Origin of the sequence: Halomonas sp. 3D7M (assembly GCF_014897885.1) — a bacterium.
GTDB lineage: Bacteria > Pseudomonadota > Gammaproteobacteria > Pseudomonadales > Halomonadaceae > Vreelandella.
In genome coordinates this window covers 45,341-54,937 of the sequence record NZ_JABUZF010000095.1, presented here as the reverse complement: position 1 = coordinate 54,937, position 9,597 = coordinate 45,341, and the positions used below count along the sequence as shown (strand labels likewise).

Annotated in this window: 9 protein-coding genes, 4 tRNA genes and 1 pseudogene (1 of these 14 running past the window's edge); 2 read left to right on the top strand and 12 right to left on the bottom strand. The window is 53.0% G+C overall.

Annotation, left to right across the window (positions count from 1 at the left end):
- From rplL to INT22_RS04005, 12 genes and pseudogenes are all read right to left on the bottom strand, one after another.
- A pseudogene (gene rplL, locus INT22_RS04060) lies at window positions 1-126 on the bottom strand (50S ribosomal protein L7/L12) (it extends 269 nt beyond the left edge of the window).
- 112 nt (window positions 127-238) lie between these two features.
- Window positions 239-742, bottom strand: a complete 504-nt coding sequence (gene rplJ, locus INT22_RS04055) for a 50S ribosomal protein L10 (RefSeq protein WP_009723910.1) — start codon at window positions 740-742, stop codon at window positions 239-241.
- 298 nt (window positions 743-1,040) lie between these two features.
- The gene (rplA, locus tag INT22_RS04050; protein WP_030074217.1) at window positions 1,041-1,733 is read right to left on the bottom strand and encodes a 50S ribosomal protein L1; all 693 of its coding nucleotides are present in this window, start codon (window positions 1,731-1,733) and stop codon (window positions 1,041-1,043) included.
- Window positions 1,734-1,735: 2 nt separating this feature from the next.
- Window positions 1,736-2,167, bottom strand: a complete 432-nt coding sequence (rplK, locus tag INT22_RS04045; RefSeq protein WP_009098963.1) for a 50S ribosomal protein L11 — start codon at window positions 2,165-2,167, stop codon at window positions 1,736-1,738.
- Window positions 2,168-2,290: 123 nt separating this feature from the next.
- Window positions 2,291-2,824, bottom strand: coding sequence for a transcription termination/antitermination protein NusG (gene nusG, locus INT22_RS04040; RefSeq protein ID WP_089040014.1), 534 nt, complete (start codon window positions 2,822-2,824; stop codon window positions 2,291-2,293).
- A gap of 8 nt (window positions 2,825-2,832) precedes the next feature.
- Window positions 2,833-3,216, bottom strand: a complete 384-nt coding sequence (gene secE / locus INT22_RS04035) for a preprotein translocase subunit SecE (RefSeq protein ID WP_125744928.1) — start codon at window positions 3,214-3,216, stop codon at window positions 2,833-2,835.
- A 73-nt stretch (window positions 3,217-3,289) separates the two neighbouring features.
- Window positions 3,290-3,365, bottom strand: a tRNA-Trp gene (locus INT22_RS04030).
- A 141-nt stretch (window positions 3,366-3,506) separates the two neighbouring features.
- A tRNA-Thr gene (locus INT22_RS04025) sits at window positions 3,507-3,581 on the bottom strand.
- A gap of 14 nt (window positions 3,582-3,595) precedes the next feature.
- Window positions 3,596-3,669, bottom strand: a tRNA-Gly gene (locus INT22_RS04020).
- Between the two features lie 105 nt (window positions 3,670-3,774).
- Window positions 3,775-3,858 (bottom strand) — tRNA-Tyr (locus INT22_RS04015).
- A 138-nt stretch (window positions 3,859-3,996) separates the two neighbouring features.
- A complete protein-coding gene (locus INT22_RS04010) occupies window positions 3,997-4,836 on the bottom strand; it encodes a type III pantothenate kinase (protein WP_089040016.1) in 840 nt (279 codons plus the stop codon).
- Window positions 4,833-5,816, bottom strand: a complete 984-nt coding sequence (locus INT22_RS04005) for a biotin--[acetyl-CoA-carboxylase] ligase (RefSeq protein WP_120385937.1) — start codon at window positions 5,814-5,816, stop codon at window positions 4,833-4,835. The genes INT22_RS04010 and INT22_RS04005 overlap by 4 nt, the downstream gene beginning before the upstream one ends.
- Before the next feature lie 163 nt (window positions 5,817-5,979).
- Between INT22_RS04005 and typA the strand changes: the two genes are divergently transcribed.
- The gene (typA, locus tag INT22_RS04000) at window positions 5,980-7,806 is read left to right on the top strand and encodes a translational GTPase TypA (protein ID WP_193061467.1); all 1,827 of its coding nucleotides are present in this window, start codon (window positions 5,980-5,982) and stop codon (window positions 7,804-7,806) included.
- 306 nt (window positions 7,807-8,112) lie between these two features.
- Entirely contained in the window at window positions 8,113-9,546 is a 1,434-nt protein-coding gene (locus tag INT22_RS03995) for a sodium-dependent transporter (RefSeq protein WP_193061466.1), read from the top strand.
- Window positions 9,547-9,597: the final 51 nt, after the last annotated feature.

Sequence of the window (9,597 nt, the reverse complement as noted above, 5' to 3'; positions counted from 1 at the left end):
CCCAGCCATTACGGCTGCTGCAGCAGAAACGCCGAATTTCTCTTCCATTGCTTCGATCAGCTCGACAACTTCCATTACGGACATGTCGGCTACAGCATTGATGATATCGTCTTTGGTCAGTGCCATTGTCTCATTCCTAACTTTGCGGGAGCCTCGGTCTACCGAGTGCTCAGGATTCATTGCATGGTTCAAGCAGCGCCCTGCTTATGCAGCGCAGACTGCTTGCAAAAAGGCCTGCTTATGCAGCTTCTTCTTGCTTCTGGTCGCGCAGAGCGGCCAGAGTACGAACCAGCTTGCCAGCGGAGGCTTCTTTCATTACCGACATCAACTTGGCAATTGCTTCGTCGTAAGTCGGTAGGGTTGCCAGACGATCGATGTCAGCAGCCGGAATCAGCTCACCTTCGTAGGCCAGCGCCTTCACTTCGAAGTTCTGATCTTGCTTCGCGAACTCTTTGAACAAACGAGCGGCAGCGCCCGGGTGCTCAGTAGAGAAAGCCAGCAGAGTAGGACCAACAAAGCTCTCGTTCAGGCACTCCCACTGAGTACCTTCGAGGGCGCGGCGTGCCAGAGTGTTGCGAACAACACGCAGCTGGACGCCATTCTCACGCGCTTGCTTACGCAGGTCGGTCATTTTACCGACTGTAACGCCGCGAGAATCGGCAACTACGACGGAGAGTGCGCCCTTGGCCGCTTCACTGACCTCGGCAACAATCGCTTTCTTGCCTTCAAGTGCTAGTGGCACAGTGATCACTCCTTCGTGCCGGAACCCACAACAGGCTCCGGTGGTTACCATCTCTTCCAGACGATAAATAAATAACGCTGGAAGCCTTGGGGGATGGTGCTCACCAGAAAGCGGTTTGGCTAAAAACCTCAACCAACTGGCGGCCACACCATCTGCGCAGGCGCTTTAAGGGCGATTAAGCCGCACCTCTAAAAGATGCGGCACCTGCGGTCTTTGACGATGCCCTGCCTGGCTTACGCATTAACAGGGGACCGCAAAGTTCTTGCTCGGTTCTTACAAAAATCTTACGACTACCTGCTTATACCAACGCAGAGTGGTCGATAGTCAAGCCTGGGCCCATGGTAGTGGACAGGGTGACTTTCTTAAAGTAGATACCTTTAGAAGAGCTCGGCTTGAGCCTCTTAAGGTCAGCAACCAGCGCTTCCAGGTTACCCAGAACAGCGGATGCTTCAAAATCAGCTTTACCCAACGTTGTGTGGATAATGCCATTTTTGTCGGTACGGAAACGCACCTGGCCTGCCTTAGCATTTTTAACCGCAGTGGCAACGTCAGGTGTAACGGTACCAACTTTCGGGTTAGGCATCAGGCCGCGCGGACCAAGAATCTGACCCAGCTGACCGACAACACGCATAGCATCGGGAGAGGCAATCACGACGTCAAAATCCATCACGCCTTTTTTGACTTGCTCAGCCAAATCTTCCATACCTACGATGTCAGCGCCTGCTTCTTTAGCAGCATCGGCGTTAGCACCCTGGGTGAAGACCGCTACGCGTACGTCTTTGCCAGTACCGTTAGGCATGACAGTAGCGCCACGTACAACTTGGTCAGATTTACGCGGATCAACACCAAGATTGATCGCCACATCCAAGGACTCTTTGAATTTAACGGTGGACAGCTCAGCGAGCAGCGCAACCGCTTCTTCAAGAGAGTAAGCTTTGTTCGGGTCTACTTTCTCGCGAATAACTTTCGCGCGCTTAGTTAGTTTAGCCATGATCAGAGACCCTCCACGTTTAGGCCCATGCTACGAGCGCTGCCAGCGATGGTGCGCACCGCGGCATCGAGATCAGAAGCCGTCATATCGGGCTCTTTGGTCTTAGCGATCTCTTCGAGCTGTTCACGCGTAACGGTACCAACTTTCTTCTTGTTCGGCTCACCAGAACCAGACTTGATGCCCGCTGCTTTTTTCAGCAGTACGGCAGCAGGCGGCGTCTTGGTGACGAACGTGAAGCTACGGTCAGAGTAAACGGTGATCACGACAGGCGTCGGCAGACCTGGCTCAATTTCTTGAGTAGCCGCGTTGAACGCCTTACAGAATTCCATGATGTTCACGCCGTGCTGACCCAGCGCGGGGCCGACGGGCGGACTAGGATTGGCTTTACCTGCAGCAACCTGCAGCTTGATATAAGCCTGTACTTTCTTGGCCATGCTAAATACTCCAGTTGGGTGATAGCGCCTTACGGCTCCCCGGTACACATAAAGCAGCGCTTAGCTGCTTCACATAATGCAAGGATGGCGTGCAATGCACACCATCCCGCTACTTAATTAAACTCACTCTTTCTCTACCTGAGAGAACTCAAGTTCCACAGGCGTTGCCCGCCCGAAGATCAGCACGCTGACCTGCAAACGGCTCTTGTCATAGTTCACTTCTTCAACGACGCCGTTAAAGTCAGCAAACGGACCATCAATAACGCGAACCGACTGACCCGGCTCAAACATGGTTTTGGGCCGCGGCTTATCAGTACCGTCTTTCACGCGACGCAAAATAGCATCGGCTTCACGCGAAGTAATAGGTGCAGGCTTCTCTTTCGTGCCACCAATAAACCCCATTACACGCGGAGTTTCATTGACGAGATGCCAGGTTTCATCGGCCATTTCCATCTCGACCAGCACGTAGCCTGGATAGAATTTGCGCTCACTCTTACGGCGCTTTCCGTCACGCACTTCAACGACTTCTTCCGTCGGCACGAGAATTTCGCCAAAGCGATCTTCCATGCCATACATTTTCACGCGCTCGATAAGCGAACGCATGACATGCTTTTCAAAGCCGGAATAAGCGTGGACGACATACCAACGTTTGGACATGAAAGCTCCTAACCAATGACGCCGGACATCGCCCAGCCAAGAAGAGTATCAATCAACCACAGCATCAAACCCACCACCACAACAGCCGCCAGCACAATGGCTGTGGTCTGAATGGTTTCGGGGCGAGTCGGCCATACAACGCGCTGTATCTCTTTCTTGGCGCTGACGGCAAGCTCTACTAAATCGCGACCTTTAGCAGTGGTCAGCGCGATCAAACCCGCAATCACACACAACACCACCACACCTAATACGCGGTAGAGCAGGCCAATATCAGCGAAATAGGTATTACCAACAACTGCAACAACAAGCAGCGCCACAACCGCCGCCCACTTGAGCCCGTCATGGCGCGACTGTTGCACCTCTTCGCCATGTTTTACGGAACTAGGCTTCATAAAAACGAGACTCCCAAGGGTGCAGCGAGCGACAAAGGAATTCTAGAAAAAGACATACCAACCTGGGGAAGGCTGGCAGGCCAGGAGGGAATCGAACCCCCAACCTGCGGTTTTGGAGACCGCTGCTCTGCCAATTGAGCTACTGGCCTGTATCGTCATGTGCGCAAACAAATGCCTACGCAACAGCGGGCGCCATAATAGCGGATAACTTTCCGCCTGACAACCCTCAACACTTATCAAACTGACAAGTGAAAACAAAAAAAGCGAGCTTGGCTCGCTTTTATGCAATATGGAGCTCATGGACGGAATTGAACCGTCGACCTCACCCTTACCAAGGGTGTGCTCTACCCCTGAGCTACATGAGCTAAATACATCAAACTGGAGCGGGCGGCGGGAATCGAACCCGCACCATCAGCTTGGAAGGCTGAGGTTCTACCATTGAACTACGCCCGCCGAACTTGCCTATGGAATGACAACCCGTTGCACGAGATACAGTAGCTAAGCCCGCTTACCGGCCTTTCATTCCCAAGCAACGACTCAGTCACTGCTCGATAAAACTGGTGGAGAGGGAAGGATTCGAACCTTCGAAGCTTTCGCGGCAGATTTACAGTCTGCTCCCTTTGGCCACTCGGGAACCTCTCCAGCTGTGGCGGCACATTATGCCAGCCTCCAAAGCCATGTCAAGCTTACAAACTCTTTATTTATCAAAGCTTGTGAACTTACCAACACTTGCGCACTAATATTTAAAGTGGCTTATGCCTTGGAACGCGCTGCATTCTGTCAAAGCAGCATTGAGAATGCAAGACCTGCGCGAATTTTTTCTAACGAAACAGGCTCAGGCACCCCTGGTGCGCCTGACATTTTTCCAGCACGCTCCGCAAAGGTCAGCGGAAAGCAGGCTTCCAGCCCACCGTAGACCATATCCGGCCATACCGCATGGGGCACTTGAACACCACGGGAAACCACTCTGGCATCACCACCCGTCAACAGCACTGGCAATGCAATCCCCTGCTGATCGCAGACTTCACTGTAAATTCTATTAATCGCACTGACCGCCGCCATATAGATACCGTGATTGACAGCATCTACCGTGCGCCTCCCCGGCTCCAATAACGCATCAGCTTCACTTTCTGGATCAATGGCTACGTTGCGGGTGCCTAATTTAAGGCTCTCTTTCATTAATCGTAACCCGGGGACGATAAATCCGCCGAGATGGACACCACCCGGCAATACAAAATCAATGGTGATCGCACTACCACAATCGACTGCACAGCAACCGCCCGCCAATTGGTAGCCTGCCAGCGCCCCCATCCAACGATCGACGCCCAGTCGCCCAGGCTCTTCATACCCGTTGACAACACCCAGTGCTTCAGGAGTTGAGCGTGCAACATACACTTGGCGCACTTGGCGACGCAGCAAGGCAACGGTCTCCTCCAGCACGGCAGCTCTAGCGACACTGGAAATGCGCACCGCCTCGACGACATCAAGATTCGGAATATCTGACCCAGGCCGCCACTCCTCCCGTGTCCACACAGCACCTCGTGAACGTATTTCACTACTTTCGGCATCTTTTAAACGCCATTTCGATAGCGTATTGCCGATATCCAAATCCAAAATCATAGGCGCCTGCGTACACTGATCTCACCGCCGGACAGGCGTCGCGAGTGATCATTTTCGGTAACCCAAAGATTACCACTCTCATCTACCTCTCTAGCCACTGCATCACTTGAGCGCTCACCCTGAATAATACGGATCGGCAACCCTGCATAGGCATGGCGACTATTCCATTCATCTCGCCAAGGGGCAAACCCTTCGCTTTCGAAACCTGCCAGCATATCCAATAGCTCAGACACCATATCCGCGGCTAACTGATTGCGCGAAATACCCGCTTTTGCATCAAACAGCGCTGCCACAGGCTGATCAATAGCGGCACGCAAGCTATCGGGTAGCGATAGATTCATACCAATGCCAATGACCACTTCACATGGGCCCGCTGCATCCCCAGTGACTTCAATCAAAATACCGGCCAGCTTGCCAAGCTCACTACCTTTCTCTGCCAGCAGTATATCGTTAGGCCATTTTAATTTTGGTGAAACCCCATACTGCTCCAGCACTTGCGCAACCACCACGCCAACCGCAAGACTCAACCCCTCCAGCGCATTAACTCCTGATTCAAAACGCCAGCCAAGCGAGAGCATCAAGCTTTGCCCCCAAGGCGTAGACCATACGCGCCCGCGACGGCCACGACCTGCGGTTTGTAGCTCAGCGAAGCATACCTCACCGTGCCCGGCCCCCTGCGCAAAGCGTTCGCGCACATATTCATTGCTCGATGGCAACTGGTCTTCAATGAATAGTCTGGTTAAGAGGTGGCGAGCACTAGCGGGCAAACGCTCTACAATTTTTGCCCCATCAAGCGGCTCTAGCGGATAGGCAAGTCGATACCCTCGACCTTTCACAGCCACCAATTCAACGCCCAGTGCGTCTAACTTTTTTAGTTGTTTCCATACGGCGGCTCGAGAAACGCCCAGCGCTTCACCTAATTGTTCACCGGAATGAACCTCGCCATCGCTCAACAAACGCATCAGGTTACCGATGGTCATGTGCTTGCCCCAACTGGGAAAACGCCTATCTTAACGGAAGCACCGCTGGAGCGAAAACTGCCATGTTTAGGTTATTGACTTGCACCTTTATTTAAGACAGCACTGGTAGTGGACCGCGCCCAGACCCTATAATGCCGCCCTATTTTTCTAGCAGGATCGCGTCGTGATCGAGAATCTTCGCAACATTGCCATCATCGCCCACGTTGACCACGGTAAAACTACCTTGGTAGACAAGCTGTTAAGCCAGTCCGGAACGCTCGACCGCAAGGCCGAAGGCCAAGAGCGCATCATGGACTCCAATGACCAGGAAAAAGAGCGCGGTATTACCATCCTGGCCAAAAACACTGCTATTCAGTGGCAAGATGGCAATGGTAAGGATTACCACATCAACATCGTGGACACCCCTGGACACGCCGACTTTGGTGGCGAAGTTGAGCGGGTTATGTCCATGGTGGACTCGGTACTGCTTCTGGTAGACGCGGTTGACGGCCCTATGCCGCAGACTCGCTTCGTTACCCAGAAAGCATTTGCCCAGGGTCTGAAGCCGATCGTCGTCGTCAATAAAATTGACCGCCCTGGCGCACGCCCGGACTGGGTTATCGACCAGATCTTTGATCTGTTTGACAACCTAGGGGCTTCTGATGACCAGCTCGACTTCCCGATTATCTACTGCTCGGCGCTAAACGGCATTGCTGGCATGGACCCTGAAGAGCTGGCCGACAACATGGATCCCATGTTCCAGGCGATTGTCGATATCGTTGAGCCGCCCGCGGTTGAAATCGATGGTCCATTCCAGATGCAAATCTCCGCACTGGATTACAACAGCTACGTTGGCGTTATCGGCCTTGGCCGCATCAAGCGTGGCTCGGTGAAGCCTAACCAGCAAATCTCGGTCATCAGCGTTGATGGCTCTACCCGTAAGGGTAAGATCGGCCAGGTCATGACTCATATGGGTCTTGAGCGCGTCCAGACAACGGAAGCGACAGCAGGTGATATCGTCTGCGTTACTGGCATTGAAGATCTATCAATTTCTGACACGCTGTGCGATCCGAGCGCCGTTGAAGCGCTGCCGCCGCTGTCTGTTGACGAGCCGACCGTTTCGATGACGTTCCAGGTCAATGACTCACCGTTCGCCGGAAAAGAAGGTAAGTTCGTCACCAGCCGTAATATTAAAGATCGCCTGGAACAAGAGCTTATCCACAACGTGGCGCTACGCGTTGAGCAGGGCGAAACCCCTGAGAAGTTCAAGGTTTCTGGCCGTGGTGAGCTTCACTTATCAGTGTTGATTGAAACCATGCGTCGCGAAGGCTTCGAGCTGGCGGTTGGCCGCCCAGAAGTCATCATTAAAGAGATCGACGGCGTTAAGCAAGAGCCCTACGAAGAAGTCATCATCGACTGTGAAGAGCAGCATCAAGGCTCGATCATGGAAGAGCTTGGCTACCGCAAGGGTGAAATGACCAATATGAACCCCGATGGTAAGGGCCGTGTGCGTCTCGACTTCATCATCCCGGCGCGCGGTTTGATTGGTTTCCGTGGTCAATTCTTAACCTTGACCTCCGGCACCGGCATCCTGACCAGCCGCTTTGATCACTACGGCCCGCTAAAGCCCGATGCTTCCATCGAGCGTCGCAATGGCGTACTGGTCTCAATGGTTGGCGGCAAAGCCCTTGCTTATGCACTCTACGCCCTGCAAGAGCGCGGCAAGCTGATTATCGATCACGCCACTGAAGTATACGAAGGTATGCTGATTGGTATTAATAATCGTGCCAATGACATGGTCGTTAACCCGACCAAAGGTAAGAAACTCGATAACATGCGCTCAACGGGTAACGATGAAAACATCGTGTTGACGCCGCCGATCAAGTTTACTCTTGAGCAGGCTATCGAATTCTTGGATTCCGATGAACTGGTTGAAGTTACTCCCAGCCATATTCGTCTACGCAAGAAGCACCTGACCGAAAACGAGCGCAAGCGTGCTAGCAAGAAGTAAGCTCTCACCAGTCCATGCTCGATAGTAAGTACCCCAAAGCCCGCCATGTGCGGGCTTCTTTTTTAGCTTCGGCTAACGATCACCCCTCGCTCATTTCCCGTCTCCGTATTACCCCACACGCCCCGCCCCCTGCGCCAAGTGGCTTCGTAAACGCAGCCTTAACGCTAGTAGGCTGGTAAGCGTAAGCGTTCTATCGCACAGTAACGCTACTATCAGTGCGTCCCTAGGCCGCTGGCAATCTACAATTCATACAAGTGTTTGGATAGTTACCCTCATCCTTCCACTACCACACGGACACTCCTCCACATGAGCGGTCATAACGTCTGGACTCACAAAGGCACGTTTTTGCTGGCGGCGGTAGGTTCAGCCGTCGGCTTGGGCAATCTCTGGCGCTTCCCCTATCTCACCGGTGAAAATGGTGGCGGCGCGTTTATTTTAATTTATGCACTGACCATCTTTGCTGTCGGCATCCCCATTTTAATTGCCGAAACAATGCTTGGCCGTACCAGTCGTCAAAGCCCTATTATGGGGATGCGCCATTTAACTAAAACACACAAGACCTCCCGTGCCTGGGAATCGATTGGCTGGCTGGGCGCTGCTTCCGCTTTTTTAATTTTAAGCTTTTATTCCGTCATCGCTGGCTGGGCACTGCACTACACGTGGCTGATGCTAACCGGCTCACTCGTGGGTGCCGATGCAGCAACGATTAGCGCTGGCTTTGATGCGTTGCTGGCGTCTCCGGGTCTGATGACGCTTTATCACACGCTGTTTATCGCCTTCTCGGCATTAATTGTCGGCATGGGGATTCATAAAGGGATAGAGTCAGGGCTGCGCATCATGATGCCAGCGCTGTTTGTTATTCTCATCGTGGTGCTTATCTACGGCGTCATCAATGGTGACGTGAGAGCGGCAGCCAGCTTTCTGTTTACGTTCAATATTGCCGATCTCAGCTTAGAAGGCTGGTTACAAGCGATGGGGCAATCCTTCTTCACCCTGAGCCTTGGAATGGGGGCCATCATGGCCTACGGCGCTTATATGTCCAGCGAAGCCTCTCTAACCCGTACCGCTATCGCCGTGGCATTTGTAGATACTGCAGTTGCCATGGTGGCAGGGCTAGCAATTTTCTCGCTGGTATTTGGTGCGGAACTCGAAACCGGCCAAGGCCCGGGACTGATGTTTGTCACTCTGCCGCTAGCATTTGCTGACATGCCGTTTGGTGCTCTGGTGGGCGGGGTCTTTTTTATTCTGGTGCTAGGAGCCGCGATTAGCTCGTCTATTTCATTGATAGAGCCGGTCGCTGCCTTCCTGGTTGAGCGTTTTGATATGACGCGCCCTCAGGCAGTCACCATCATGGTCGTCGCGGCTTGGGCGATGGGCTTACTGACAGTGGTGAGCTTCAATATATGGGCCGAAGGGACGCTTTTCCACGCTCTATTTGGACGCAGCGCTTTTGAATTCATTGAGCTGTTGACCAATATCTTTATGCCGCTGGGCGGGCTAATGATCGCTCTATTCGCGGGCTGGGCACTGACTCAAAACGAAGTCATGAAAGAGCTTGGCACCAACATCACTTGGTTTAAAACCTGGCGCTTCCTGGTGCGCTTTGTTGGCCCTGCTGCGGTGTCGTTTGTATTTTTACGCACTATTCCACAGGTGGAAGGCTACGTTGTCCCAACCCTCGGCGCACTGCTCATTGTGGGTATATTTGCCTTGAGTCAGCGACTGCGTAAGTCTGCTTAATATAATTCTAATAACGCGGGTGGACAAAGGTCGCCTGCGGCGCGAGGACAC

What these genes read in the sequence shown, in the direction of transcription:
- rplK (WP_009098963.1), bottom strand. Translation starts at nt 2,167, where the DNA reads ATGGCCAAGAAAGTACAGGCTTATATCAAGCTGCAGGTTGCTGCAGGT.
- INT22_RS03995 (WP_193061466.1), top strand. Translation starts at nt 8,113, where the DNA reads ATGAGCGGTCATAACGTCTGGACTCACAAAGGCACGTTTTTGCTGGCG.
- secE (WP_125744928.1), bottom strand. Translation starts at nt 3,216, where the DNA reads ATGAAGCCTAGTTCCGTAAAACATGGCGAAGAGGTGCAACAGTCGCGC.
- rplA (WP_030074217.1), bottom strand. Translation starts at nt 1,733, where the DNA reads ATGGCTAAACTAACTAAGCGCGCGAAAGTTATTCGCGAGAAAGTAGAC.
- nusG (WP_089040014.1), bottom strand. Translation starts at nt 2,824, where the DNA reads ATGTCCAAACGTTGGTATGTCGTCCACGCTTATTCCGGCTTTGAAAAG.
- INT22_RS04010 (WP_089040016.1), bottom strand. Translation starts at nt 4,836, where the DNA reads ATGATTTTGGATTTGGATATCGGCAATACGCTATCGAAATGGCGTTTA.
- INT22_RS04005 (WP_120385937.1), bottom strand. Translation starts at nt 5,816, where the DNA reads ATGACCATCGGTAACCTGATGCGTTTGTTGAGCGATGGCGAGGTTCAT.